A 25,763-nucleotide genomic window follows, 5' to 3' on the forward strand; every position below is an offset into this window, starting at 1 on the left:
GGCCGCCCCACGTTTCTCCATGCAACTGGTGGGCATCACCGGCCCGGAGGCCGACGCCGTCGCGGACCGCGTCGCCGAGCGCCTCGCAGACCGCGGGCGCGTCGGCGTCGTCCGCGAGGGCGCGACGGACGCCCCGGACTGGACGGCGTACGTCGTCGGCGACGGGTGGACCGGCGTCGGCGGCGACCGCTCGGTGGACGACGTACTCGACGAACTCGCTCGCGACCACGACTACGCGCTCCTCGTGGACTTCCCCGACGCTCGCGTCCCGCAAATCGCAGTCGGGGACGCCGACGTTGCCGCCCCCGCACTCGAACTCGACCCGGTGAACCCCGACCTCGATTCGGCGGTCGACGCCGTCGAGGACGCCGAACCGTTCGAGACGCTGTCCTCGCTCGTCGCGGACCTGAAACGCACCTCCGAAGCAGACTACGCGGGCGCCGTCGCGACGTTCACCGGGCGGGTCCGAGCGCTCGAAGACGAGGACGACGACTGGACGGAGTCGCTGACCTTCGAGAAGTACGACGCCGTCGCCGCGGAGCGCAGCGAGACGATTCGCGAGGAACTGGAGGCCCGAGACGGCGTGCTCGGCGTGCGTCTGCACCACCGGGTCGGGCGCGTGGACGCCGGCGAGGACATCGTGTTCGTCGTCGTGCTCGCGGGCCACCGCGAGGAGGCGTTCGCGGCCGTCTCGGACGGCATCGACCGCCTCAAGGCGGAAGTGCCGATTTTCAAGAAGGAGGTGACGGTCGACGAGGAGTTCTGGGTCCACGACCGGGAGTGACGGCGCGCCCTCGCCGCGACCCACCCCCGAATCGGCCCGATTTCGGGACTCGACGCGCGTTCACCACCATTAACTCCATCGCACGTGTCTATAGTGAAAGAAACTCTCAGAGCGCTCGATAAAATGTCTAAGCGAATTTCGAACTGTGGTGAAACGTCCGACGGAATCGATTTTCGGGTGAAAACGCGCGAATCTGCCCGAACGTTCACCCCTTTATAACCCCGTCCGGCCAGTAGGGGTGAGCGAGGCCAACGACAATGAGCGCAACCCAACAGCCCTCCACTGACGCCGAACCGACGGACAAGGAATCCCGCCTGAAGTCCTACCTCCGCGAGAAGGCCGAAGACGGCGAGCTCTACTTCAAGAGCAAGTTCATCGCGGACGACGTGGGCATGTCCCCGAAGGAGATCGGCGCGCTCATGGTGAAACTCTCGAACTCCGCGAAGGACCTCGACGTCGAGAAGTGGTCGTACACGAGCGCGACCACGTGGCGCGTCCAGCCCGCGTAACGCCGGCCTACCGCGCCGACCCGTCGTCGAATCGACCGCTCCCGCACGCGTCCCCTCGCGTGCCCCACCACTCCCCGCTTTCCTCCCCCACTTCCCCCGACTAAGCGTTTAAACGGCTGTGGCCGCAACGATACCACGATGTCGGCTCAGCCGCCCGACGACGCGCCCGCCCCGTCGGCGTTCCAGTCGGTCTTCGACGTGTACGAGGTGCGCGAGACCGACGGCGCCGTGCTCTACTTCGGGGACCCGACGACCGACCAGCGAACGCTCGAACGCACCGTCTGGCCGGTGTTCCGCGACCACGGCTACGACGTCCAGTTGGCCGAGCGCACGGGCGAACTCGTACTCGTCGCCCAACCCCACGAAGCGGACTCCGGCGGCGTGCCGTGGAAGAACGCCGCCCTGTTCGTCGCGACGCTGCTCTCGACGCTGTTCGTCGGCGCGCAGTGGTACTACGTCGACCCGTTCTCCCCCGAGATTCTGCGCGCGCTCCCGTTCACCGTCGCCGTGATGGGCGTTCTGGGCGTCCACGAGGCCGGCCACTACGTGATGAGCAAGTACCACGACGTGGACGCCAGCCTCCCCTACTTCATCCCGTTCCCGTCGCTGTTCGGGACGATGGGTGCGGTCATCCGGATGCGCGGCCAGATGCCCGACCGCGACGCCCTCTTCGACATCGGCGCGGCCGGCCCGCTCGCCGGACTCGTCGCCGCTGTCGTCGTCGGCGCCATCGGCCTCGTGCTCCCGCCGGTGTCGGTGCCGCCGGAGGTCGTCAACTCCGCGTCCGCCGTCGAAATCCGGTTCGGCTACCCGCCGCTCCTCCAGGCGGTCGCGGCGGTGCTCGGCGAACCGCTGGCGTACAGCGACCCGACGAAGTCCATCAACCCCGTCGTGATGGGCGGGTGGATTGGCATGTTCATCACGTTCCTGAACCTCATCCCGGTCGGCCAACTCGACGGCGGCCACATTCTGCGGTCGCTCGTCGGCGACACCGCCGACCGCATCGCGCCCCTCGTCCCGACCAGCCTGTTCGCGCTCGCCGGCTACCTCTACCTCACGAACGACGCCGGGAACGCCGCCGGCATCTGGGTGATGTGGGGTATCATGGCGTCGGTCGTGACGTTCATGGGGAGCGTCGAACCGATCGACGACCGACCCCTCGACAAGCGCCGGGTCGCCGTCGGCGTGCTGACGTTCGCACTCGGCGCGCTCTGTTTCATGCCCGTCCCCATCCAAATCGTCGGCTGAACGTCGCCGACAGAATCAGTGTGTCCAGCCGCGGTCCGCGAGCTCGTCGCCGTCCATCGAGACGCCCGACTCGGTGACTTCGCCGACGACCGACACGGGCACGTCGCAGGCGGCTTCGACCCCGCTCACGGCGTCCGCGGGCACCGTCGCCACGAGTTCGAAGTCCTCGCCGAACGAGATGGCCTCGTCCAGCGGGTCGTCCGCGAGCCCCCGGAGTTCGTCGGCGACGGGGACGGCGCCGGCCTCGATTTCGAACCCGCAGTCGCTGGCCTCCGCGAGTTGGTGGAGCGAGCGCGCGAGCCCGTCGCTGGAGTCCATCATCGCGGTCGCGTGCTCGCCGAGCGCGCGCCCCGCCGCCACCCGCGGGTCGAATCGGAACAGGTCGTTCGCGCGCTCGATTTCGCCGGCCTCGAACAGTCGGAGGGCGGCCGCGCTCCGTCCGAGCGTCCCGGTCACGACCACGCGCTCGCCCGGACTCGCGCCGTCCCGCCCGATGCGCTCGTCCACGTCGCCGATGGCTGCCGTCGCGACCGTGAACTCGTCGTGGCCGTCGAGGTCGCCGCCGACGTACTCCGCGTCCACGCGCTCGCAGACCTCGCTCGCGCCGTCCACGAACCCCGTCAGTTCGTCCTCGTCGAAGTCGGGCGCGCCGTACACCGCGACCGCCGCCGACGCCGACGCGCCCATCGCCGCCACGTCCGAGAGGCTCGCACCGACCGCCCGCCAGCCGGCCGTGTACCGCGTCGTCCCGCCGGGGAAGTCCGTCGCCTCGTGGAGCATGTCGATGGTGACCACCGTGCCGTCCACGACTGCGGCGTCGTCGCCCGCGCTCGACACGAGCCCGCCGACGAGAGACAGCGCCGCCCGTTCGTCCATGCCACCGCCTTCGCTGTCCCTCCTCAAAAGACCGCGGATGCCGGACGCGGCGGGTCTGGGGCCGCTCGCCGCCCGGTCGCTCGGCCGGCTAACGATGGCTTTAAACGAATCCGACGAGAATTCCGCCCAATGGCAACCCTCTACGACGCCCCCACGGACGAGCTCCTCGACGAGCTCGCCGCGGAACTCGAAGAGCGACTCGACGAACCGGACTGGGCGCAGTTCGCGAAGACCAGCGTCGGCCGCGAACTCCCCCCCGAGCAGGAGGACTTCTGGGCGCGCCGCGCCGCGAGCCTCCTGCGTAAGGTCGCGGTCGACGGCCCCATCGGCGTGAAGCGACTCTCCTCGGCGTACGGCGACACCCGCGACGGCTCCAACCGCTACGTCGTCTCGCCGTCGGACTCCACGAACGGCTCGCGGAACATCGTCCGTACCATCCTCCAGCAACTCGAAGACGAGGACCTCGTGGAGAAGCAACACGACCGCGGTCGCGTCGTCACGGGCGAGGGTCGCAGCCTCCTCGACGACACCGCCAACGACGTCATCGAGAACCTCGACCGTCCGGAACTCGAGCGCTACGCGTAACGCTTCTTCGCTCGTTCGAGAGAGCGAGCCGTCTTCCACTCGGGCAGCGGCGCCGCCGTCTCGGGCGCGCTCCGCCGGCTTCGGGCGTCGCGTGCTCCCGCGACATTGCCTGGGTGCGCAACAATTAACGGGATTCGCGGCCAACTACCGAGCAACATGAGTGGGAACCCAGACGACGAACGGCTCGACGAGCTGCGCCAGCAGAAGATGGAAGAGCTGAAACAGCAACAGCAGGGCGGCGGCGACGCCCAGCAGGAAGCCCAGCAACAGGCCCAACAGCAGGCCGAACAGCAGAAACAGGCCCTGCTCAAGCAGCACCTGACCGACGGCGCGCGCAAGCGCCTGAACACCATCAAGATGAGCAAGCCGCAGTTCGCGGAGAAGGTCGAACAGCAGGTCGTCGCGCTCGCGCAGTCCGGGCGCCTGCAGGACCGCATCGACGAGGAGCAGATGAAAGAACTCCTCAAGGAACTCAAGCCGGACTCCAAGAGCTTCAACATCAGCCGCCGATAGATGGAGTTAGGACTCCTCTACAGCGGCGGGAAGGACTCCACGCTCGCGGCGCTCGTCCTCGAGCGCTTCTACGACATCACGCTCGTCACGGCGCACTTCGGCGTCACCGACGAGTGGGAACACGCGCGTGACGCCGCGGCCGCGACGGACTTCGAGTTCGAGGCGCTGGAACTCGACCGCGACGTGGCGACGGACGCCGTGGAGGCGATGCGCGAGGACGGCTACCCGCGCAACGGCATCCAGCACGTCCACGAGCACGCGCTGGAGGCGGTCGCCGACCTCGGGTTCGACGCCATCGCCGACGGCACGCGCCGCGACGACCGCGTTCCCACGGTGTCGCGGGCGCAAGCCCAGAGCCTCGAAGACCGCCACGAGGTGGACTACCTCTCGCCGCTGTCGGGGTTCGGTCGTGGCGCGGTCGACCGCCTCGTGGACGCCGAACTCGACGTGGAGGTCGGGCCGAGCGAGGAGATTCCGCGCGCCGACTACGAGGCCGAACTGCGCGCCGTCCTCGCCGAGGAGTACGGCGAGGACGCCATCCGCGAGGTGTTCCCGGACCACGACCAGACGTACGTCCACGGTCTCCGGGACTGAGTTCGCCGCAATCGAATTACTCTTCTCCGGGCGCCCGCTCCGTTCGCGTGAATGGAGTCGGGGCTCGTCTACGCGCTCGTCGCGGCCGGCATCTGGGGCACTTACCTGTTCGCGCTGAAACGCTACTTCGCGGGCATCCACGGCGCCGTCCTCACGGTGTTCGTGAACGCCGCCGCCATCGCGTGGTACCTCCCGTACGCGGTCGGCACCGGCGACGGGATGCCGGCGTTCCCCACGCTCGACACCGCGGCCCTCGCGGTCCTCGCGGGCACCATCGTCATCGGCGGCGCGGGATTCCTGCTGTCGGTGCGCGCGCTCGCCGTCGGCGACGTGTCCTACGTCGCGCCAATCGCGAAAATCGTGCCCGTGTTCGTCGTTCCCATCGAGGTGCTCGGCCTCGGCGCCAGCCTCGACCCGACCGCCGTCGTCGGCATCGGCGTCGCCACCACCGCGGTCTACCTCGCGAACTACGAGGGCGGCCACCTGCTCGCGCCGCTCCGGCGCGCCGTCCACGCCCGCCCCGCGCAGTTGGCGGTCGTCTCGGCGATGCTGTACGCCGTCAGCGACGTGGGCCGCCGCCTCGTCCTCGACGGCTTCACGTTCCCGACGAAGGTCTGGGTGCCGACGTTCCTCGGCGGCGTCGCAATCGCCGTCCTCCCGCTCGCGCTCCGCCGGTGGCCGAGCGAGGGCGTCCGGCCCCATCTCCCGAAGTTCGTGCTCGCGGGGTCCGGCGTCGCCGTCGGCGAACACGTCACCGCGCTCGCGTTCGCCAGCGCCCCCGCCAGCATCGTCTCGACGCTCGTGAACGCGCAGGCCATCGTCGCCGTGCTGATGGGCTGTGTCCTCCTGGACGAACCCGGACTGCGTCGGCGACTCGGGGCTGCTGTGCTGGCGGTCGTGGGCGTCGGACTGATTGCGATTTGATTCTGTTCGGTTGTGTTGCCCTCGTTTCGTCTGTACGCTCTCGCGTGGTTCGTGGCGACGCGTCCTCGAAAGCCCCGGCGCGCTCGCGGTCGCTCACTCGCTGTGCGCTTCGCTCCCGGCGGTCGCTGCAGTGCTTGCTTCGTGAGACGACCACGTGAACGCGAGCGCGCCGCCCCTTTCGGATTCCTGCCCTGCCGGCTGACCAGTCGGTAGCAGCGCGCTCGGTAGCCATCCGGTAGCCGTGTGGGGTGGGAATTCGAAAGGGGCGGCCGGGTACGCGAAGCACGGCGACGCAAGCACTGGAACGAGCGAAGCGAGTGAAGCGCACAGCGAGCCGCGCGAGCGTAGCCGGACGGGGCTTTCGAGGACACGGCGTCTCCAAGCACAGAACCAACAGCTGGACTCCCCCGACACGAAACACGGAACGGAAGCATTGAAGCGCGAGACGCGAGTAGCACGCTCCATGTACGACCGACTCAAGGGATTTCGCGACTTCTACCCCGACGAGATGGGGCCGCGTCGGGTGGCGATGGACGCGCTGGAGGGCGCGGCCGCCCGGTACGGCTTTCGGGAGATTGGCACGCCCGCGCTGGAGTCTACGCAGATGTACGTGGACAAGTCCGGCGAGGGAATCGTCGATGAACTGTACTCCTTTACCGACAAGGGCGGCCGTGATGTGGCGCTGACGCCCGAACTGACGCCGACCGTCGCGCGGATGGTGGTGGCCAAACAGCAGGAACTCTCGAAGCCCATCAAGTGGTACTCGACGCGGGCGTTCTGGCGCTACGAGGAGCCCCAGCAGGGGCGGTTCCGGGAGTTCTACCAGACGAACGTGGACATCTTCGGGTCGAGCGACCCGCGCGCCGACGCGGAGGTACTGGCGGTGGCGGCCGACGGCCTCACCGAACTCGGCCTGACGAGCGAGGACTTCGAGTTCCGCGTCTCGCACCGGGACATCCTCGGCGGCCTGCTGGAGGCGTTCGACGCCGACGTGGACGTCGAAGAAGCGATTCGCACCGTGGACAAGCGCGAGAAAATCGAGCGCGCGGAGTACCTCGACGGCCTCGCGGCGGCGGGCCTCTCCTACGACCAGGCCGAGCGCTTCGACGACCTGCTCGCGGGCGACGACCTCGACGCACTCACTGAATTCGCGGGCACCGAGCGCGTCGACGACGCCGTCTCGAACCTGCGGAACGTCCTCGCCGCCGCCGAGAACCTCGGCGTGCGCGAGTACTGCGACGTGTCCCTGACGACCGCCCGAGGGCTCGACTACTACACCGGCGTCGTCTTCGAGTGCTTCGACTCCACCGGCGAGGTCGGGCGCTCGGTGTTCGGCGGCGGGCGGTACGACGACCTCATCGAGGAGTTCGGCGGCCAGCCGACGCCCGCGGTCGGCGTCGCGCCCGGCCACGCGCCCCTGAATCTCCTGCTCGAACGCGCCGGCGTCCTCCCCGAGGGCGAGTTCACCGCGGACTACTACGTTCTGCAGGTCGGCGACACGGAGGCCGAGGCGGCCGAGGTCGCCACCGCGCTCCGCGACCGCGGGAACGTCGTGGAGACGGACGTCTCCGGGCGGAGTTTCGGCGCGCAGATGAACTACGCCGACGGCATCGGCGCCGAAACCGTCGTCATCGTCGGCGAGCAGGACCTCGCGAACGGCGAGGTCACGGTCAAGGACATGGAGAGCGGCGACCAGACGACTGCGCCGTTCGAGGACTTCCCCGGCGACCGCGACCGCCCGACACTCGAAGATTACCAGTAAGCGGATGCCCCGCCGCGCGTTCCGAATCGCCTACGACGGCCGGCCGTACTACGGGTTCCAGCGCCAGCCGGACGTGACGACCGTGGAAGGCGAACTGTTCGGCGCGCTCCGGCGCCTCGACGCCTTTTCTGGTGAGAAGCCACCCGGCTACGCGGCGGCGGGTCGGACCGACGCGGGCGTCTCGGCGCGCGCGCAGACCATCGCGCTCGACGCCCCGGAGTGGCTGACGCCGTACGCGCTGAACGGCGAACTCCCGGACCCGATTCAGGCGTGGGCGGCCGCCGACGCGCCCGCGGACTTCCACGCGACCCACGACGCCGAGTACCGGGAGTACCGGTACTACTGGCTCGCCTCGGAGGCCGACGACACCCGGGCACGCCGGGCGTTGGCGGCGCTCGCTGGCGAACACGACTTCCACAACCTCACGCCCGACGACGACCACACCGTCCGGGACCTCGCTGTCGACGTGGCACGCGACGGCGACTTCCTCGTCGTCACGGTTCGCGCGAGCGGTTTCTCTCGGGAACTCGTGCGCCGGGTCGTCTCGCTCGCACAGGAAGTCACCGACTCGGGCGACTTCGACCGCATCGACCGCGTGTTCTCCGAGGAGCCGATTCAGGGCAACGCGGGCGTCCAGCCGGCGAATCCCCAGCCGCTCGTGCTCCACGACGTGGGCTACGACCTCGACTTCGAAGTGGACGAGGACGCCGCCGAGCGCGCGCGGCGGACGTTCCGAGCGCTACGGGACGACCGGCTGGCGGGCGCTCGCGTCGCCGGCGACCTCGCCGACCTCTAATCCCAGTCCGCGGGCCACACGTCCGCGGCCTCCATGCCCGGACGCATCTCGCGGTCGAGGAGGCGCTCGCGGAGCGCGGACTGGTCGGGTCGGGGCACGGACTCGCGGGTGAGCCGCCGGACGAGGAGCGCGGCGAGCATCCCGTGCTCGCGAATCACTCGCGAGTCGGCCTTGTCGCGGGTGTCGGCGTGCGTGTGGCCCCAGCCGCGGCCGCGTTCGGGCGTGACGCTGTGCAATTGGACGGCTGGCGCGCCGGCGCGCAGGAACGGCCAGTGGTCGCTGTACGGGTGGACCGTCTCCTCGACTTCGATTGGGTGGCCGGTGCGCTCGCTCACGGCATCCAGCGCGTCGCCGAACTCGGGGATGCCGTGGGTGAACGCGCGCATCGTCCGGTAGCGGCCCGCGCCGTCGACGTTCACGACTGCGCGCACCGACTCGGGGTCGAGCGTTTCTGCGAGCGCGTGCGAGCCCTGCAGGCCGACTTCTTCGGCACCGACCGTCGCGACTCTGACCCGGCAGTCGAGGTCGAGGTCCGCGAGGACGCGCGTCGCGGCGACCACGGTGGCGACGCCACACCCGTTGTCGAGCGCGCCCTCGGCGATGTCGTGGGCGTCGTGGTGCGCGAGCACGACGACCTCCTCGTCGGTGTTCGGGCCGAGGATGGCGTGGGCGTTGGCTCCCTCGCCCGGCGCCGTGTCGGCGTCCACCGCGAGTTCGACCGCACCGTCGCGGTCGGCGTACTCGCAGAGCCAGTCGCCCGTCTCGGTGGAGACGCCGACGGCCGGAATCTCGCCCTCGCGCCCGAAGCGCAGCGAGCCCGTCGGGGGCAGTTGGCCGTCCTTGTGGTTGTAGAAGACGAACCCGGCGGCGCCGTGGTCGACTGCCCGACCGTACTTCTCCATCCGGTGGACGAGGCGGCCGCCCGGCGGACTGTCCGTGGACGCGAGTGCCACGGTATCTTCCACGTCCGCGTCCTCGAAGTCGTCCTCGGTGCCGTAGCCCACGTCCACGAGCCGTCCTGCTATCTCGGCACTCGGCGCGTAGGGGAGCGAAATCGCCTCGAACGCGCGCTCCGTCGGCGCCGTGACGCGCAGCGAGCAGTCGCCCCGCGTCCACACCGGGAGGTCGAAGGATTCGACGGTGGCGTCCCGAGCGCCGGCGTCCGCGAAGGCGTCGGCGGCGATTTCGGCGGCCCGTCGCTCGCCGTCGTGGCCGGCGAAGCGGTCGTCGAGTTCGGTGAGCGCGGTGAGCACGTCCCACGGCGTCTCGTCGGTCCACGCCCGCCCCAGCGCGAGCGCTTCGTCGTCGGTCATGGCTCGCGGTACGCGCGGCGGACAGTTAATTTCGCGGGCGGTCGTCGGCAAGCGCGACGCCGTTTGCCAACGTTTAACCGACCCGCCGCGGAGCAATCGGGTATGAGCAGCGTCCCCGAACGAGACGACCTGGACGACGACTACAAGTGGGACTTGGAGTCCATCTACGCCACCGACGAGGACTGGGAGGCGGCCTTCGACGACCTCCAGTCGAAACTCGACGACCTCGAAGCCTACGAGGGCCGGCTGACCGAGGACGGCGACACCCTCCTCGAAGCCCTCGAACTCCGCGACGACATCTACCGGCAGGCCGAGAAGGTGTCGTCGTACGCCCGGATGCGCTCCGACGAGGACACGCGCGACCAGGAATACCAGGCGCTCCGCGCTCGCGGCGCGAGCCTGATGGCCGACGTGTCGAGTGCGACCTCCTACTTCGACCCCGAACTGCAGGACTGCACGCGCGAGGAACTCCAGTCGATGGTCGAGTCCACCGAGGGCCTCGAGGAGTACGAGCACTACTTCGACGACGTCCTCCGGATGAAGCCCCACACGCGCTCCGCGGAGGTCGAGGAACTCCTGAGCGACCTGAGCGAGGTGTTCGGCGCGCCGAGTGACGCCTACAACATGCTCACGGACGCCGACCTCGAGTTCCCGACCGTCGAGAAGCCGGACGGCGACGCCGTCGAAATCTCGCAGGCGAACCTCACGAAACTCCTCAAACACCAGGACCGCGAGTTCCGCGAGACCGTCCACGAGGAGTTCTACGAGACCATCGGCGACGTCCGGAACACCATCGGGTCGACGATGAAGAGCCAGATGAAAAAGGACGTGAAACTCGCGGAGGCGCGGAACTACGACACCGCCCGCGAGGCCGCCCTCGACGGCTCGAACATCCCGACGGACGTCTACGACAACCTCGTGGACACGGTCGACGACAACCTCGACAAGCTCCACCGGCACGCCGACCTCAAGCGCGAGGCCCTCGGCGTGGACGAACTGAAGATGTGGGACCTCTACATGCCCATCGTCGACTCCGAGAGCCCGGAGGTCACCTACGACGAGGCCAAAGAACACGTCGTCGAGGCCGTCGCGCCGCTCGGCGAGGACTACCAGGACCGCGTCCGCGAAGGCCTCGAATCGAACTGGGTGGACGTCTACGAGAACCGCGGGAAGCGCTCGGGCGCGTACTCCGGGGGCACGTACGACACCCAGCCGTTCATCCTGATGAACTACCAGGACGACATCTCCTCGATGTTCACGCTGGCCCACGAACTCGGGCACAGCCTCCACAGCCAGTACACGAGCGACGAGCAGCCCTACGTCTACTCGCAGTACGAAATCTTCGTGGCCGAGGTGGCGTCGACGGTCAACGAGGCGCTGCTCGTCAACCACCTGCTGGACACCGTCGAAGACGAGCACTTCCGCCGCCACATCCTCAACGAGTACCTCGAGCGGTTCCGGTCGACGCTCTACCGGCAGACGCTGTTCGCGGACGTCGAACAGCGCCTCCACGAACTCACCGAGGAGGGCGAGGCGCTGACGCCCGACCGCATCGACGAGGTGTACGGCGAGCGCAAGCGCGCGTACTACGAGCCCGCCGACGTGGACGAGCACATCACCCGCGAGTGGATGCGCATCCCGCACTTCTACTACAACTTCTACGTGTTCCAGTACTCCACGGGCATCTCCGCGGCCGTCGCGCTCGTGCAGGACATCCTCGAAGAGGGTCAGCCGGCCGCCGACCGCTACCTGGAGTTCCTCGAGCGCGGCTCCAGCGAGTACCCGCTGGAGCTGCTCCGGCACGCCGGCGTGGACATGTCCACGAGCGAGCCCATCGAGCGCGCGCTCTCCGTCTACGACGACTACCTCGGCGAGGCCGAAGACCTCGTCTGAGGCGGCCAGCGCGTCTGAAACGCGCCAGTCGGTAGGCGTTCAGCCTACCCAAAGGAACTTCTACGCCCGGGCCCTAGGACGGGCAACGAATGTCGCGTAGTCCCTCACTGCCGGACCGGCCGACGCTCGATGTCGACCCCGAGTCGACGCCGGAGGAACACCTCGACGCGCTCCACGACCACTACGGGGAGATTCTCGAAGTCCACGAACAACTCCAGGACCAACTCGACGAAGTCGAGTCGCGTCGGGAGGAACTCCGCGAGGAGGTCAACCGCCTCCAGCGGGAGAACGAGACGCTGAAGACGGCGTCGCTCTACCTCGCGACGGTCGAAGACCTGCCCGAGGACGGCAACGCGGTCATCAAGCAACACGGCAACAACCAGGAAGTGCTGACCGAACTGTCGCCGCGCCTCGCCGAGAAACTGGAGGTCGGCGACCGCGTCGCCATCAACGACTCCTTCAGCGTCCAGCGCGTGCTCAGCGACGAGACGGACGCCCGCGCGCAGGCGATGGAGGTCGACGAGTCGCCGACCGTCGAGTACGACGACATCGGCGGCCTCGACGAGCAACTCCGTGAGGTCCGGGAGGCCGTCGAGGACCCGCTCGTCAACCCCGAGAAGTTCGACGCGGTGGGCGTCGAACCGCCGAGCGGCGTGTTGCTCCACGGGCCGCCGGGCACCGGGAAGACGATGCTCGCGAAGGCGGTCGCGAACCAGACCGACGCCACCTTCATCAAAATGGCCGGCTCCGAGTTGGTGCGGAAGTTCATCGGCGAGGGCTCCCGGCTGGTCCGGGACCTCTTCGAACTCGCCGACCAGAAGGAGCCAGCCATCATCTTCATCGACGAAATCGACGCCGTCGCCGCGAAGCGCACGGACTCGAAGACGTCGGGTGACGCCGAGGTTCAGCGTACGATGATGCAGTTGCTCTCGGAGATGGACGGCTTCGACGAGCGCGGCGACGTGCGCATCATCGCCGCCACCAACCGCTTCGACATGCTGGACTCCGCGATTCTCCGCCCGGGCCGCTTCGACCGCCTCATCGAGGTGCCGAACCCGGTCGAGGAGGCCCGCGAGCGCATCCTCGAAATCCACGCCGCCGAGATGAACGTCGCGGAGAGCGTGGACTTCACGGACCTCGCGCGGGACACGGACGGCTTCTCGGGCGCGCAGTTGGCGAGCCTCACGACTGAGGCGGGGATGTTCGCGATTCGGGACGACCGCCGCGAGGTCCGGCGCGAGGACTTCGACGACGCCTACGAGAAACTCGTCGCGGAGGGCGACGACGAGGAGTTCGGCGCGAGTTACCCGAGTTACATCCAATAGCGAAGGCTCTTTTCGGTGAGCGGGCTACTCCGGGTATGACCATTCGAGTGGCGTGGGGAACCGGCACCGGCCCGACCGAGATGTCGGCGTACGACGCCGCGCTCGCGGCCGCGAACCTCCACAACTACAACCTCGTCTCCGTCTCGTCGGTGATTCCCGCGGACGCCGACGTCGAGGCGGTCGGCACCGCACCCGACCTGGGGCCGGCCGGCAATCGCTTGACCGTCGTGCAGGCGCACGCGAACGCCGCCGGCCCCTCTCGCGTGAGCGCGGCGCTGGCGTGGGGGAAAAGCGACGCCGGTCCGGGCCTGTTCTACGAGGTCGCCGACGAGACGGCGGCCGAGGACGTCGAGGCGCGCGTGCGCGCCGGCATCGACGCCGGGATGGACCTTCGCGACTGGACGCCCGCGGACGTGTCGGTTCGTACCGCGAGCGCCGACGCCGACCCCGGCGAGTACGCCGCCGCCGTGGTGGTCGCCGCCTACGGCGACAGCGAGTCGATTCTCTGAGTGCGAGCGCTTCCCACAGTGTAAGGCCTTTACGTGGTGGCCACTAATCGGCTGGGCATGCACGGGAACTCGCCGTACAGTGGGTCGGAACCGTCGGACCCGGAACCGGAACTCACCGGGACACAGCGCCGCGCGCTCAAGCACAGCATCAACCAGATCGCGGCGCGGACTCGGGACTTCCTCCCGGACGAGTACGTCGTCGGCTCCGAAATCTCGTCGTCGACCGCGGGCGTGCAGGTCACGGTCGCCGTCCGGCCGCCGGTCGGCAGTCCCGTGAGCGCCGGGTTTTCCCCGGAGTTCGAGGACGTCTCCGACGACGACCTCATCCCCTCCGAGGACCGCGAGGAGGTCGCTCGCGGCCTCGCGGCGAGCGCAGCGCTCCAAGTCAAGCACGCGCTCGGCGACGACGTGCCGAAGACGGCGCGCTAGTTCTTTCGTTCGTAGCCGGTTGCCGTGGTTAGCGGCGTGAGGAAGACGTCGTACGCCGTCGTTCGTCCGTGACGGTCACTTCCCCCAGAAGGGGTCGCGTTTCCGCATGATTTCGAGGTACGCTTTCAGTGCCTCGCGCTCGTCGGCGGGAATCTCGTCGGAGAGTTCCTGTTCGAGGACTTTCGCGTGTTTCTCGGGGAGGTCGACCCAGAGCTCGTCGCCCTCCTCGATGTCGCGGCCGACCGTCGGGCCGTCGATGGAGACGCTGACGCGGTTGCCCGCGCGGGCCTCGTCCACGTCCTCGCCCTGGTCTTGAATCCCTTTGACGACGCCGACGCGGTCGAGGTCGTTGCCCTCCACGAGGCCGACCGGCGTGTTGCGCTTGAGGGTGCCGGAGACGACCTCCACGCCGACGACTGCGGGGTCGTTCTGCCGGAACACGTGGTCCTTGAGGATGCGGAAGCGCGCCGGGCGCACGATGTTCTCGAAGATGGCTTGCTGTTGTTCGCGCTCGCGTTCCTCCACGAACGTCTCGTAGTCCTCGACGAGTTGGTAGATGACGTCGCTGTCGAACAGGCGGACGTTCTCCTCGTCGGCCTTGCGCTCGGCGTCCGCGAGCACGTCGACGTTGAACCCGAGGATGGTGCGGTGTTTGTCGTCGTCGGCGGTCGTCGCCATCGCCACGTCCCGGGGCGCGATGTCCCCGACTTCCGCGGACATCACGGGAATCTCGGCTTCCTGCATCGCGTTCGCGAGCGCTTCGAGGCTGCCGAGCGTGTCGGCCTTCACGACGACGCCCTCCTCGGCCGTCTCGACGGCGACCTCCGCGAGTTCGGCCTCGACCTCCTCGACGACCGTCGCCACGTCGCGGTCGCCGACGACGCGCACCGGCGCGCCCGCCATCGCGTCGTCGAGGTCGGGCGCCGCGATTTTCAGGCCGGCGGCGGCCTGCATCTCGGGCACGTCCTCGAAGCGCTTCTCGGTGCGAATCTCCGCGAGTTCGCGCGGTTTCAGGAGCGCCCGAACCTCCGTGACGATGGGTTGGTTCTTCGCGCCGACGACGATGGTGTCGCCCTTGCGGACGGTGCCGTCGTACAGAATCACGTCGAGGGTCTTCCCGAAGCCCTGCTCGTCTTTGACTTCGAGGACGGTGCCGGCGCCCGGCCCGTCGATGTTCACCTCCATCTCCGATTTCATGTAGCGCTGGGCGAGCCCCATCAACACGGTGAGCAGGTCGGGGACGCCCTCGCCGGTCATCGCCGACACGGGGATGACGCCGATGTTCGCCTGGAAGTCCTGCACGCGCCAGTAGAGGTCAGAGGAGAACCCCGCGCCAGAGAGTTCGCCGATGAGTTCGTACAGTTTCTCGTCGAGTTGAGAGCGCACGCGGTCGGTCTGGGCCTCGTAGGTCTGCTTGATGGGCGCATTCTCCGTGGGGTTCCAGCCGGGGATGGTGTCGACTTTGTTCGCGGCGACGACGAACGGCGTCCCGGTGTCCTTCAGGATGCGGATGGCCTCCTCGGTCTGGGGCTGGAAGCCGTCGTTGACGTCCACGACGAGGACGGCGATGTCGGCGAGCGCGCCGCCCCGCGACCGGAGCGTCGAGAAGGAGTGGTGGCCGGGCGTGTCGATGAACAGCAGGCCGGGCAGGTCGAACTCCGTGGGGTCGACGAGGCTTCCGGCGACTTCGGACACCACGTCCAGGGGCACGGCGGTCGCGCCGATGTGCTGGGTGATGGCGCCGGCTTCGCCGTCGATGACCGCGGAGCCGCGGATTTCGTCGAGTAGGCTGGTCTTCCCGTGGTCGACGTGACCGAGAACCGCCACGATTGGCGTGCGGAGGTCCCCGGGGGATTCGGATTCGTCGGGCATAGATGTAATCCTCCGAGAGAACGGTTGTTACCCGAACAGAGCGGGCCACGTGGTTTAATTCCATCGTCACGCCGCGACTACTCCACGACGACGGTGCCCCGCATCCCGATAGAACGGTGGGGCGCACAGTAGTAGTCGTACTGCCCCGGAACGTCGAACGTGTGCTCGTAGACGTGTTCGCTCCCGTACGTCTCGCCGTCGTCGCCCGCCGTCCCCGTCCAGTCGGCGTCCGCCGGTTGGCCCGCCGGTCGGACGTTGTGACCGCCGCCGTCCCACTCCCAGCGAACGGTCGCCCCGGCGTCGACGGTGACCGTCCGTGGCGCGAACTCGAAGTCACCGCCCGGTGCGACGGTGACGACCGTCGTCTCGGTTTCGTCGCCGCCGGAGCCCACCGTTGTCGTCGTCGGCTCCGTCGTCGATGCCGTGGTGGTCGATTCGGCCGTCGTCGTCGTTTCCGTCGCCGTGGTCGCCTCGTCGTCCGCGCCGTCGCCAGCACACCCGGCGAGTGCGGCGGCGAGTCCGGTCGCGCCGGCGGCGAGCAGTGCGCGTCGATGCATAGTTCGAGGTGGGCGAGCCCTCACAAGAGGATTCTCCCAAATCCCACCGGAGTTCGTCACGCGCCCGTCCGACGACCCCGCGGGGTTTATGTGAATCCCGAGAGTCACACCGGGTATGGCCGACATCCTCGCCGAGAACCTCTCCGGGAAGGCCGTGATGGGGTCCGACGGCACGGAACTCGGGATGCTGTACAACATCACGATGGACCTGAAGTCCGGGAAACTCCAGGACCTCCTCGTGGAGCAACACGAGGAGTCGACGGTCGCAATCGACTTCCCCACCGACGAGAACGGCCGGTATCGCGTCCCGGTCAACCGCGTGCAGGCCGTGAAGGACTACATCGTCGTCCAGCGATAGTGCGCGTCCTCGACTCGTCGGCGTTCATCCACGACTACGACGCCGACGGCCCGACGGCGTCGGTGCCCGAGGTCCGCGAGGAACTCACCGACTCCGCGGCGTTCCGGTTCGACGCGGCGTCCGGCGGCGGCATGCAGGTCCACGTCCCCGGCAACGAGTCGCTGCGGGCGGTCCGGTACGCCGCCGAGCGCACGGGCGACGACCGCGAACTGTCCGAGACGGACCGCCGCCTGCTGGCGGCCGCCCGCGAACTCGGCGGGACGCTCGTCACCGACGACTACGCGATGCAGAACGTCGCCGACGAACTCGGCGTCGACGTCGAAGTCATCGCGCAGGACGGCATCTCGGAGCGCCGAGACTGGCGCTTCCAGTGTGCGGGCTGTGGCCGGGAGTTCGACGAGTCGAAACCCCGGTGCCCGGTCTGTGGCAGCGACCTGTCGCGGAAGAACCCCCGTTAGTCCACGCACTCCAGCCCGTTCTCGATGAGTTGTCGCAGGACCTCCTGCTCCGAGAGCCCGTACTCGCGGGCCAACTCGTCGATGTCCGCCGCCAGCGAGTCCTCGCAGACGACGGAGTACTTCTGGGGCATACCCCTTCCATTCGCGGACCGGGGACGTAATACTTAGTCAGCCCCGCGTCAGACGCTCACGAGAACGCGGCGTACGCGAGCATGAACTGGACGGCGTCGTAGACGCCGTGGACGACGACCGGCGCGAACAGGTCGTCGGTGCGTTCGTAGGTGACGCCGAGCACCAGCGAGACGACGAACACGCGGGAGAGCGTGACGAGCACGGCGCCCGGCGGCACGCCCGTCGCGGTGTACGCGAGCACGTGACTCCCCGTGAACACGAGCGACGCGGCGGCGACCGCGGCGTACCGCGAGTACGACCCGTAGAGGTACTTCTGGACGCCGTTTCGCGCGAGCAGTTCCTCGCCCGGCCCGATGAACAAAAGCGAGACGACGGCGAGCGGCGGGAGGATGCCGGGGTGGGCTTTCGCCGTCTCGACGAGGCCGTGGGTGCTCTGCGGGAGCGAGAACACGGTGACGACGGCGTTCATCGCGAGGTGCAACGCGAAGATGGCGACGACGCCGACGCCCGCGACCGCCACGTCGCGCCGTCCGGGCTTGCTGACGTCGATGCCCCCGTCGAACCACTGCACGAACGCGACGCCCGCGATGCCGTAGCCGGCGCTCGCGACGGCGGTGTTCACTGGCACGGTGACGAGCGGGTCCTCGGGGAGGAACGCGACGGCGACGCTGGCGAGCAGGCCGCCGAACACGAGCGCCGCGAGCGACGCGACGACTGCGACGACCGTGCGTCGCTCGCGCGCTCTCACCCCCGATTTCTCGACGCCAGCGACGGCGGCGGCGCCCGCCGCGACGGCGCCGAGTCCGGCGAACAGCGCGACGAGCGGGCCGGCCGAAAGTGCGCCGGAGACGTCGAGAATGCCGGCGGCCGCGGCGAGCGCGAGGCCGGCGCTGGCGGCGGTCGCGGCGTAGTCGAGCCACGCCGGCCCGGAGCCGTGGCGGCGCGCCGCGAACGCGAGGAGCGCGGCGCCCGCGAACCCGCCCGCGGCCTGCGCGGCGAGCGCTGGCGCGGGCGTCCAGTCGAGGAACGCGGCGGCGAGGCCGACGCCCGCGACGACGAAGCCGACGGTCTGCGCGTACCGGTCGTTCACGCCCGGGGATGAGGGGCGAGCGGGCTTAGGTGCTGTCGTTCGCGTCGCCGACGCCGAGTTCGGTCTTCTCGGGGAGCGCCTCGTCGCCCCGGAGCAGGCCGCGTGCGGCGTCTTTCCCCCACTCGACGGCGGGCTGCGTGAACGTCTCGACGCCGTACAGTTCGCCGGCGAGCACGCAGGCGGCCTCGAAGTCGAAGAGGAGACGGCCGAGCGCGCGCTCGTCGAGGCGGGGAATCTCGACGCGAACGCTCGGGACGCCGGACTCCGCGAGGCTGGCTTCGGTCGCCTCGAACTCGGCGTCGAGCAGGCCGCCGAGCGTGTTCCCGGCGAGGTAGTCGAGGCCGTCGAGGTCGCTGTCGGGAATCCCGCGGTCGGCGCGCTCGCGGGGGCGGACGAGCGTCACGAGTTTGTCGCGGGGGCCGGCGCGGTAGAGTTGGAGTTGGCTGTGCTGGTCGGTCGCGCCGAGCGCGCGGGCGGGCGTCTGCCCGAGGCCGTCCTTGCCGAGGCTCTCGGCCCACAGTTGCGCGAACCACTCGGCGAACGTCTCCAACCCCTCGGCGTACGGCATCATCGCGTTCACGCCGGCGCCGCGCACGTCGAGGGCGTACGCCGTCGCGCCGTAGGCGTACGCGGGGCAGTCGAACAGCGACCCGGCGAGTGCGTCCATGCCGTCGCGGCCGCCGGCGAGAATCTCGTGGACGTCCGCGCCGGCGAGCGCGGCGGCGGGGAGCGCGACGGTCGAGAGGGCGGAGAAGCGCCCGGGGACGCCCTCGGGCACGTCGAGCGCGGGCAGGTCGTGTTCGTCCGCGAGGTCCCGGAGGTTCCCCTCGGGACCGGTCGTGACGAACGTGCGGTCGGTCCAGTCGACGCCCGCCTCGGCCATCGCCTCGCGCACGACGAGGAAGTTCGCGAGCGTCTCAGCCGTCGTCCCCGACCGCGAGACGACGTGGACCGCGGTCTCCGAGAGGTCGACGTCCGCGAGCAGGTCCTCGACGTGTTCGGGGTCGACGTTGTCGAGGACGTGGGCGTCGATGTCGCCGCCGACGGCCTCGGTGAGCGTCGCGGCGCCGAGCGCGCTCCCGCCGATGCCCACCGTCAGCAGCGTCTCGCTGTCCGCGAACGGTTCGACCGCCGCCTCGATTGCGTCGGCGTCGGCGGTCTCGGGGAGATTGAGCGCGGCGTACCCGAACTCGTCGGCGTCCATCCCGGCGGCGATGCGGTCGTGCGCGTCGGCCACGCGGTCGTCTAAGCGTTCGAGGGCGTCCTCGGGGACGCCCGGATTCGCGGCCGAAGCGAGCGCGTTCCCCACGTCTACGTACATGCCAACGACCGGGACGCGCGAGCGCTTAAGCGTGGTTGGTCTCCCGCGGACAGACTCTTGGCGTCGCCGGACGCACACTCGCCCGTGACGCGACTGCTCCCCGACCGACCGGCGACGTGGATGGACGTGGCGGCGGGCGTGCTCTCGGCGTGGCTCCTCGTCGCGACGCTCCGGCGCGTCGAAGCGCTCTCTCTGCCGGCCGCAGGCCTCGCGTTCGCCGCGACACTCCTCGCGCTCGGCCCGCTCGCGCGGTCCGCGCTCGGCGAACGCGCCGGCGCGTGGTTCGACGCCATCGGCTTCCGCGGGCGCGGCTTCGTGATTCTCGGATTCGCCGCCGTCGTCCTGCTCGCGCGCGACCTCGCACTCGTCCCCTCCCTTCCTGTCGAGAGCCTCTCCGCGGGCGTCTTCCTCGCCGTCGTCGCCTTCGTTCCAGCCCAGGCCCTCGCCGCCGGTGGCGTCGCGGGCTGGCGGGCGTGACCCGGAAGCGAGTCGCCGCGCTTTTGCTCCGTGCGCGCCGAGTCTCCGACGATGGGACGGTTCGACAGTTACTCGGGGCTGCTCACGGCGTTCCCGTACGCGTTCCGGCAGTCCGACTCCCGGCTGTTCCGGAGTTACGTCGTCGTCAGCGGCGTCCTCGGCGCGCTGTTCGCGTTCCTGATGGCGGGCGCGCTGTTCGTGCTCATCGGGAACACGGCGGGCGCGCGCGGCGGGTCGCTGACGCTCTCCCGGACGTTCTACGTCGTCGTGGGGCTGTTCGTCTTCATCCCGCTGGTCGCGCCCGTGCTGTTGGTGGCGCGCCGCCACCGCCGCGAGACGCCGGTCGGCGAGCGCTACGACCCCGGCCTCGCGGCGGCGGGCTACCTGTTCGTGCTGTCGGTGTACCTCGGCGTCGTGGCGTCGATGCCGCCGACGTTCGAGACGAACGGCGAGGTCGTCGCCCGCCCGCCGCCCTCCGGGCTGTTCGCGCCGGTCGTCGAACTCCTCTACGAACTGCCCGCGGTGGCGTCGCCGGTCGTCCCGCTGGTCGGCGCGGTCGCCGTCTACGCCGCCCACCGCCGCTTCGGGTCGAAACACGGAAACAGCGAGCGAGCGTAGGCGGCGGCGATGACCGACGAGAAGACCGCCACGTTCCTCGTGACGGAGGCCGGCGACGGCTCCGCGATTCTCTCCGACGTGTCGGACGCACAGGTACACACGCTCTCCGAGAACCCCGGCGTCGAGAAGGGCGACGTGCTGGAGGCGACCGTGTCGCCGGACCCGCCGATGGGCGTCACGTACAGCGTCGTCGAGGTCGAGGAGCGCAAGGAGATTCCGGTCGAAGTGAGCGACGAGTCGCCGACCCCGCAGGCCGTCGAGATGGCCGAGGACCTGCCGGAAGGCGACCTCGCGACGACGGAGCGCGCCGGCGTCGGCGAAGTCCACGTGCTCGCGGTGCCCGCCGACGGCGTCGAGGACGCGGTCGACGACGTGCGCGAGGACTCCGCGACCGTCGCTCGCGCCGCCCGCATCGGCATCGCTCGCGTCGAGATTCGGTACGGCGAGGACTTCCTGAGCGTCCGGTATCTCCCCTGACTACGACGGCCCGGCCTCGCTCTGGACCTCCCAGCCGGACTGCACGCCGCAGGCCTCCCGCTCGACGAACTCGATTTCGGTCTCCTCGGTGAGTTCGCCGTCTCCCTCCACTGCTTCGACGCGCAGCGGCACGTCCGGGCTGTCGCCACAACAGCCGACGTCGAGGAACACGTCCCACACGTCGCCCTCGCGGGCCGGCCCCTTCGTCTTCCGGAGGTACGCCTTCATGTGGTTCGTCGTGAGTTGGTCGCGACCCCAGTCGCTCACGTCCGCCGGGAACGAGAGCGTGACGCGTTCGGTCATACCCGGAGGTACGCGCGAGAACTGGATAGGTCTGCCGCCGGTTAGTCGTCGGCGCTGTCCAGCCACGCCGTGAGCGCCGCCACGTCGGGCCGCAGGTGGCGCGCACCGACGGTCGCCACCAGCACCGCGCCGACGGCGTCGAACACCAAGTCGAGGAGCGTGTCGTCGATGCCGTACTGCACGAGCACGGGGTCGAGGTTCGTGGCGAACGCCGCCTCCCGTCCGACGAACTCCACGACCTCCCAGAGCACGCCGAACGCCATCGTCACGAGCAGGATGAACACCGCGAGGAACGGTCGCGGGAAGTAGAGGTCCTCGCGGTGGTAGTCCAGCGCGCGCGCCGTCGTGTACCCGGCGGCGGCGACGAGCGCCGCGGAGAACGCGTGCGTGAGGTGGTCGTACCACCAGACCGTGTGGTAGGGCCCGGTCATCCCGACGGTGTGGAGGAAGACGGCGGCCCCGACCCACACCGACACGCCGGGCGAGAGCCGGAGGCTGAAGTCGCGCCTGACGACCGCCGGCACGAACGTGACGAGGAGGCCGAGCGCGGCGTTGACGACGACGCTCACGTTCTGCGTGGCGAGGCCGAAGACGAGCGTCGCCGCGATGCCGGCCTGGAGGGCGCGCACGAGGTTCCGGGACACCGACTCGTCCATACGTGTCGTTGACGCGGCAGCCTCGTAAATCCGCCGCGGCGTCCCGGCCGCCGGGGCGGAATTCTGTCCCATAGGCGACGACAAACTGAAATAGGCCCGCGGCCTACCCCCTCATCCATGATGGCGACGACGCACGCGCTCGCGGGCCTCGCGCTCGCGGCGCTTGTCGCACCTGTCGCACCCGAACACGCGCCGACCATCGCCGCGGCGGGGCTCGCCGGCGGCGTCTTCCCCGACCTCGACCTCTACGCAGGACACCGCCGCACCCTCCACTTCCCCGTCTACTACGGCGTCGCCGCCGCGCTCGCCGCTGCGCTCGCCGTCGTCTCCCCGAGCGCGCTGACCGTCGGCGCCGCCGTCTTCCTCGCCGCCGCCGCGCTCCACGCCGCCGGCGACGCGCTCGGCGGCGGCCTCGAACTCGAACCGTGGCGCGCCACCAGCGAACGCGCCGTCTACAGCCACTTCCACGGGCGCTGGATTCGTCCCCGGCGTCTCGTCCGGTACGACGGCGCGCCCGAGGACGTCGCCGTCGCCGCCGTCCTCGGCGTCCCCGCCGCGCTCGCGCTCGGGCCGCCGACTCACCGCGTCGTCGCCGCCGCGCTCGCCGTCTCCGCGGGGTACGCCGCCGTCCGCAAGTACCTCCCGACGGTCGCCACGCGACTGGTCGCCGTCGTCCCCGAGGGCGTCCGTCGGCGCGTCCCTGACCGGTTCTCGAACGCCGGCGAACAGGTATAAGAAGCCTTATCCTCGCGCGCTCCCGACCGGCACCCATGCCCAAATTCGAGGTCCCGGAGGTCGACCTCAGCCAGTACTCCATGCGGGAACTCGTCGCCCCCCCGCTGGCGGTGCTGGTCGTCGCGCTCGCCGTCATCGGCGCGACGTTCGCCCTCACGGGGTCGCCGGTCGCTCTCGGCATCGAGTTCACAGGCGGTTCGGAGGCTGTCGTCGACTCGAGTGCGTCCCAGTCGGCCGTCGCCGACGCGTTCGTCTCCGACCCGTCTTCGATTCGCAGTGTCGGTACCGGCGGCGGCACGTACATCGTCACCTTCCAGTCCGAGAACGTGCCCGACGTCCGCGACGACGCCGACGCCGACATCACAATCGTGCAGTCACAGACCACGTCCGCGACGTTCGGCGGCTCCACCCAGCAACTCGCCGTACTCGGCGTCGTGGGCGGCTTCGTCGGCATGAGCATCGTCGTCTTCCTCCTGTTCCGGTCGTTCGTGCCGAGTATCGCCGTGGTCCTCTCGGCGTTCAGCGACATCGTCGTGCCCGTCGCGCTGATGAACCTCTTCGGCATCCAACTCTCGCTGGGCACCGTCGCCGCCCTCCTGATGCTCATCGGTTACAGCGTCGACTCCGACATCCTCCTGAACAACCACGTCCTCCGGCGCTCCGGCGGCTTCTGGGAGAGCGTCCACCGCGCGATGCGCACCGGTGTCACGATGACGTTGACCTCCATCTCCGCGATGACCGTGATGGCCGCCGTCTCCTACTTCTTCGGCATCCAACTGCTCACGTCCATCGCCATCGTGCTCGTCCTCGGCCTCGCGACTGACCTGATGAACACGTACATGTTGAACGTCACACTGCTTCGCTGGTACAAGTTCGAGGGGGTGAAACGATGAGCTGGTTCCGCGAGAACTGGCGGGTCGGCTTCCTCGTCGTCCTCCTGCTCGCGAGTTCGGTCGCGCTGTTCGCGCCCGGTATCGGCGCGAGCGCGGGCGACAGCGGCGGCGGGAACGAGGCGTCCTCCCCGACGAACCTCCAGTACGGTCTCGAACTCTCTGGTGGCGTCCGCCTGCGGGCGTCCGTCGTCGGCGTCACCGCCGAGGGCGTCGACGTGACCCAAGCCAACGAGGACGCCATCGAGGCGAACGTCTCGTCGGCGCTGGGGCTCGAACGCGACAGCGTCCGCGCCCGCGAAGGGACCGACGTGGTGGAAGTGTACTCGAACGCCTCCACGAGCGAGGTGGAGGCCGCGCTCACCGACCTCGGCTACGAACCCGACAACGTCCGCACGGGCGTCACCGAGACGACGCGGGACACCATCGTCACCACCATCGAGAGCAAGGTCGACGCCACCGGGTTCTCCGGGACGTCGGTCTACACGGCGAACCCGCGCGGGACGAGTGACCGCTACGTCGTCATCGAGGTGCCGGGCCGGAACGCCTCGCAGGTCAAAGACCTCATCGAGGGCCGCGGCGAGGTCGAGATGTGGGCGTACTACCCCGAGAACGGCAGCCAGACGAACACGACGGTCATCACGAAACAGGACCTCGACACCATCAGTCAGGCCCAGACTGACTCCCGCGGCGTCCCCATCGTTCCGGTCGAACTGACCGACGAGGGCGCCGAGCAGTTCGCGGCCGACATGCGCCAGTACGGCTTCACGCAGGAGGGCGTCGGGAACTGCCAGTGGCCCAACGGCGGCTACTGCCTGCTGACGACCGTGGACGGCGAGGTCGTCTACGACTCCAGTCTCGGTGACGGCCTCGCGCGGGACATGGAGAACGGCGACTTCGCGCGCTCCGGGACGTTCGTCATCGAGGCGAGTACGATGGAGGAGGCCCGCGAACTGCAGGTCAACCTCCGCGCCGGCGCGCTCCCCGCCGAGTTGTCCTTCGAGAACTCCTACTACGTCTCCCCGAGTTTCGCCGAGCGGTACAAGCCGCTCTCGCTCGTGACGGGCATCGCCGCCGCGCTCGCCGTCTCGCTCGTCGTGTTCCTGCGGTACGGCGACGCGAAGGTCGCGGTGCCGATGGTGTTCACGGCGCTCTCGGAGGTGGTCATCCTGCTCGGATTCGCGGCGGTGTCCGGGCTGGCACTCGACCTCTCGCACATCGCCGGGTTCATCGCGGTCATCGGGACGGGGGTGGACGACCTCGTCATCATCGCCGACGAGGTGATGACCGAGGAGGTGTCCTCCAGTCGCGTCTTCCAGAGTCGCTTCCGGAAGGCGTTGTGGACCATTGGCGCGGCCGCCGCGACGACCATCATCGCGATGTCGCCGCTGGCGGTGCTCAGCCTCAGCGACCTCTGGGGCTTCGCCGTCGTCACCATCCTCGGCGTGCTCGTCGGTGTGCTCATCACGCGCCCGGCGTACGGTGACATCCTCCGGCGCCTCCTGACCCAGGACCACTGACTGACTGCCTGCCGTCTCGTTTTCGTCGTTTTCGTGGCCGTGAAGCGACCGGTTACGCCGACGTACGCGTCGGTTTCGGCGAGCAAACCGTCGACAGTCCGGCGGGCTTCCGACCCGCGACGTGCCCGTTTCCGCGAGTTACCTGAACACTATTCTGTGGTGCAGTCGGGCGGCGTCGAGTAAGGTGTGTACTACAAACGGACCGGTAGGCGATACTCGGTGTCGTGCAACACGGGGAA

The 25,763-nt window shown here is 69.3% G+C and carries 30 protein-coding genes; 21 read left to right on the forward strand and 9 right to left on the reverse strand.

Annotation, left to right across the window (positions count from 1 at the left end):
* Positions 1-19: 19 nt before the first annotated feature.
* The 3 genes from LT972_RS01375 to LT972_RS01385 all read left to right on the forward strand — a co-directional run bounded on the left by LT972_RS01375 (position 20) and on the right by LT972_RS01385 (position 2,541).
* Positions 20-784 carry a molybdopterin synthase gene (locus LT972_RS01375; protein ID WP_232571403.1) on the forward strand — a complete coding sequence of 255 codons (765 nt, stop codon included), beginning with the start codon at positions 20-22 and terminating at the stop codon, positions 782-784.
* Between the two features lie 257 nt (positions 785-1,041).
* Positions 1,042-1,293 carry a DUF7123 family protein gene (locus tag LT972_RS01380; RefSeq protein WP_232571404.1) on the forward strand — a complete coding sequence of 84 codons (252 nt, stop codon included), beginning with the start codon at positions 1,042-1,044 and terminating at the stop codon, positions 1,291-1,293.
* Positions 1,294-1,431: 138 nt separating this feature from the next.
* A complete protein-coding gene (locus LT972_RS01385; RefSeq protein ID WP_232571405.1) occupies positions 1,432-2,541 on the forward strand; it encodes a site-2 protease family protein in 1,110 nt (369 codons plus the stop codon).
* A gap of 15 nt (positions 2,542-2,556) precedes the next feature.
* On the opposite strand, the gene thiL is transcribed toward LT972_RS01385, so the two are convergent.
* Complete coding sequence (gene thiL, locus LT972_RS01390; protein ID WP_232571406.1) at positions 2,557-3,417, reverse strand: thiamine-phosphate kinase; 861 nt, start codon at positions 3,415-3,417, stop codon at positions 2,557-2,559.
* Positions 3,418-3,546: 129 nt separating this feature from the next.
* Here thiL and LT972_RS01395 point away from each other — a divergent pair, with 129 nt between their 5' ends.
* The 6 genes from LT972_RS01395 (at position 3,547) to truA (ending at position 8,591) form a co-directional block, all read left to right on the forward strand.
* Entirely contained in the window at positions 3,547-4,002 is a 456-nt protein-coding gene (locus LT972_RS01395) for a 30S ribosomal protein S19e (protein WP_232571407.1), read from the forward strand.
* Positions 4,003-4,158: 156 nt separating this feature from the next.
* On the forward strand, positions 4,159-4,515 hold the full coding sequence (locus tag LT972_RS01400; protein ID WP_232571408.1) for a DNA-binding protein: 357 nt from the start codon (positions 4,159-4,161) through the stop codon (positions 4,513-4,515).
* On the forward strand, positions 4,516-5,109 hold the full coding sequence (locus LT972_RS01405) for a DUF7411 family protein (RefSeq protein WP_232571409.1): 594 nt from the start codon (positions 4,516-4,518) through the stop codon (positions 5,107-5,109).
* Positions 5,110-5,160: 51 nt separating this feature from the next.
* Entirely contained in the window at positions 5,161-6,033 is an 873-nt protein-coding gene (locus LT972_RS01410) for a DMT family transporter (RefSeq protein WP_232571410.1), read from the forward strand.
* A gap of 463 nt (positions 6,034-6,496) precedes the next feature.
* Positions 6,497-7,795, forward strand: coding sequence for a histidine--tRNA ligase (hisS, locus tag LT972_RS01415; protein ID WP_232571411.1), 1,299 nt, complete (start codon positions 6,497-6,499; stop codon positions 7,793-7,795).
* Positions 7,796-7,799: 4 nt separating this feature from the next.
* Positions 7,800-8,591: a tRNA pseudouridine(38-40) synthase TruA gene (gene truA / locus LT972_RS01420; protein WP_232571412.1), complete on the forward strand. Its 792-nt coding sequence runs from the start codon at positions 7,800-7,802 to the stop codon at positions 8,589-8,591.
* Here the strand turns inward: truA and LT972_RS01425 are convergent.
* On the reverse strand, positions 8,588-9,904 hold the full coding sequence (locus LT972_RS01425; RefSeq protein WP_232571413.1) for a M28 family peptidase: 1,317 nt from the start codon (positions 9,902-9,904) through the stop codon (positions 8,588-8,590). The two genes, truA and LT972_RS01425, sit on opposite strands and share 4 nt — an antisense overlap.
* 102 nt (positions 9,905-10,006) lie before the next feature.
* On the opposite strand from LT972_RS01425, the gene pepF reads away from it, so the two are divergent.
* From pepF to LT972_RS01445, 4 genes are all read left to right on the forward strand, one after another.
* Positions 10,007-11,797, forward strand: coding sequence for an oligoendopeptidase F (pepF, locus tag LT972_RS01430; protein WP_232571414.1), 1,791 nt, complete (start codon positions 10,007-10,009; stop codon positions 11,795-11,797).
* Positions 11,798-11,886: 89 nt separating this feature from the next.
* Positions 11,887-13,122 (forward strand): proteasome-activating nucleotidase Pan2, encoded by a 1,236-nt coding sequence (gene pan2 / locus LT972_RS01435; protein WP_232571415.1) that lies wholly within the window; start codon positions 11,887-11,889, stop codon positions 13,120-13,122.
* A gap of 35 nt (positions 13,123-13,157) precedes the next feature.
* Positions 13,158-13,631: a pyruvoyl-dependent arginine decarboxylase gene (locus tag LT972_RS01440; protein WP_232571416.1), complete on the forward strand. Its 474-nt coding sequence runs from the start codon at positions 13,158-13,160 to the stop codon at positions 13,629-13,631.
* Between the two features lie 57 nt (positions 13,632-13,688).
* The gene (locus LT972_RS01445; RefSeq protein ID WP_232571417.1) at positions 13,689-14,060 is read left to right on the forward strand and encodes a DUF5811 family protein; all 372 of its coding nucleotides are present in this window, start codon (positions 13,689-13,691) and stop codon (positions 14,058-14,060) included.
* A gap of 75 nt (positions 14,061-14,135) precedes the next feature.
* On the opposite strand, the gene infB is transcribed toward LT972_RS01445, so the two are convergent.
* Together infB and LT972_RS01455 are read right to left on the reverse strand one after the other, a co-directional pair.
* Entirely contained in the window at positions 14,136-15,932 is a 1,797-nt protein-coding gene (gene infB, locus LT972_RS01450) for a translation initiation factor IF-2 (RefSeq protein ID WP_232571418.1), read from the reverse strand.
* A gap of 77 nt (positions 15,933-16,009) precedes the next feature.
* On the reverse strand, positions 16,010-16,489 hold the full coding sequence (locus LT972_RS01455; protein ID WP_232571419.1) for a plastocyanin/azurin family copper-binding protein: 480 nt from the start codon (positions 16,487-16,489) through the stop codon (positions 16,010-16,012).
* A 115-nt stretch (positions 16,490-16,604) separates the two neighbouring features.
* On the opposite strand from LT972_RS01455, the gene LT972_RS01460 reads away from it, so the two are divergent.
* Together LT972_RS01460 and LT972_RS01465 are read left to right on the forward strand one after the other, a co-directional pair.
* Positions 16,605-16,847 (forward strand): PRC-barrel domain-containing protein, encoded by a 243-nt coding sequence (locus tag LT972_RS01460; protein WP_232571420.1) that lies wholly within the window; start codon positions 16,605-16,607, stop codon positions 16,845-16,847.
* Positions 16,847-17,305, forward strand: a complete 459-nt coding sequence (locus LT972_RS01465) for an NOB1 family endonuclease (RefSeq protein WP_232571421.1) — start codon at positions 16,847-16,849, stop codon at positions 17,303-17,305. The genes LT972_RS01460 and LT972_RS01465 overlap by 1 nt, the downstream gene beginning before the upstream one ends.
* Here LT972_RS01465 and LT972_RS01470 read toward each other — a convergent pair.
* The 3 genes from LT972_RS01470 to LT972_RS01480 are packed head-to-tail and all read right to left on the reverse strand — an operon-like array spanning position 17,302 to position 19,848.
* Entirely contained in the window at positions 17,302-17,436 is a 135-nt protein-coding gene (locus LT972_RS01470) for a ribbon-helix-helix protein, CopG family (protein WP_232571422.1), read from the reverse strand. The genes LT972_RS01465 and LT972_RS01470 overlap by 4 nt on opposite strands.
* A 56-nt stretch (positions 17,437-17,492) precedes the next feature.
* Positions 17,493-18,527: a CPBP family intramembrane glutamic endopeptidase gene (locus LT972_RS01475; RefSeq protein ID WP_232571423.1), complete on the reverse strand. Its 1,035-nt coding sequence runs from the start codon at positions 18,525-18,527 to the stop codon at positions 17,493-17,495.
* A gap of 25 nt (positions 18,528-18,552) precedes the next feature.
* Positions 18,553-19,848, reverse strand: coding sequence for a glucose-6-phosphate isomerase (locus tag LT972_RS01480; protein WP_232571424.1), 1,296 nt, complete (start codon positions 19,846-19,848; stop codon positions 18,553-18,555).
* An 84-nt stretch (positions 19,849-19,932) separates the two neighbouring features.
* On the opposite strand from LT972_RS01480, the gene LT972_RS01485 reads away from it, so the two are divergent.
* The 3 genes from LT972_RS01485 to LT972_RS01495 are packed head-to-tail and all read left to right on the forward strand — an operon-like array spanning position 19,933 to position 21,420.
* Positions 19,933-20,325: a hypothetical protein gene (locus LT972_RS01485; protein ID WP_232571425.1), complete on the forward strand. Its 393-nt coding sequence runs from the start codon at positions 19,933-19,935 to the stop codon at positions 20,323-20,325.
* 51 nt (positions 20,326-20,376) lie between these two features.
* Positions 20,377-20,943, forward strand: coding sequence for a hypothetical protein (locus LT972_RS01490; protein ID WP_232571426.1), 567 nt, complete (start codon positions 20,377-20,379; stop codon positions 20,941-20,943).
* Positions 20,944-20,952: 9 nt separating this feature from the next.
* Positions 20,953-21,420, forward strand: a complete 468-nt coding sequence (locus tag LT972_RS01495; protein ID WP_232571427.1) for a DUF5812 family protein — start codon at positions 20,953-20,955, stop codon at positions 21,418-21,420.
* On the opposite strand, the gene LT972_RS01500 is transcribed toward LT972_RS01495, so the two are convergent.
* Entirely contained in the window at positions 21,421-21,723 is a 303-nt protein-coding gene (locus LT972_RS01500; RefSeq protein ID WP_232571428.1) for a hypothetical protein, read from the reverse strand.
* 41 nt (positions 21,724-21,764) lie between these two features.
* The gene (locus tag LT972_RS01505) at positions 21,765-22,379 is read right to left on the reverse strand and encodes a hypothetical protein (RefSeq protein WP_232571429.1); all 615 of its coding nucleotides are present in this window, start codon (positions 22,377-22,379) and stop codon (positions 21,765-21,767) included.
* 117 nt (positions 22,380-22,496) lie between these two features.
* Here LT972_RS01505 and LT972_RS01510 point away from each other — a divergent pair, with 117 nt between their 5' ends.
* Genes LT972_RS01510 through LT972_RS01520 form a run of 3 tightly spaced genes read left to right on the forward strand, consistent with a single transcriptional unit; the run spans position 22,497 to position 25,524 of the window.
* Complete coding sequence (locus LT972_RS01510) at positions 22,497-23,114, forward strand: metal-dependent hydrolase (protein ID WP_232571430.1); 618 nt, start codon at positions 22,497-22,499, stop codon at positions 23,112-23,114.
* 35 nt (positions 23,115-23,149) lie between these two features.
* Positions 23,150-24,007, forward strand: a complete 858-nt coding sequence (gene secF / locus LT972_RS01515) for a protein translocase subunit SecF (RefSeq protein WP_232571431.1) — start codon at positions 23,150-23,152, stop codon at positions 24,005-24,007.
* Positions 24,004-25,524, forward strand: coding sequence for a preprotein translocase subunit SecD (locus LT972_RS01520; RefSeq protein WP_232571432.1), 1,521 nt, complete (start codon positions 24,004-24,006; stop codon positions 25,522-25,524). Before secF ends, LT972_RS01520 begins: the two co-directional genes overlap by 4 nt.
* The last annotated feature ends 239 nt before the right edge of the window (positions 25,525-25,763 follow it).

Source organism: Halobacterium litoreum (genome assembly GCF_021233415.1).
Lineage (GTDB): Archaea > Halobacteriota > Halobacteria > Halobacteriales > Halobacteriaceae > Halobacterium > Halobacterium litoreum.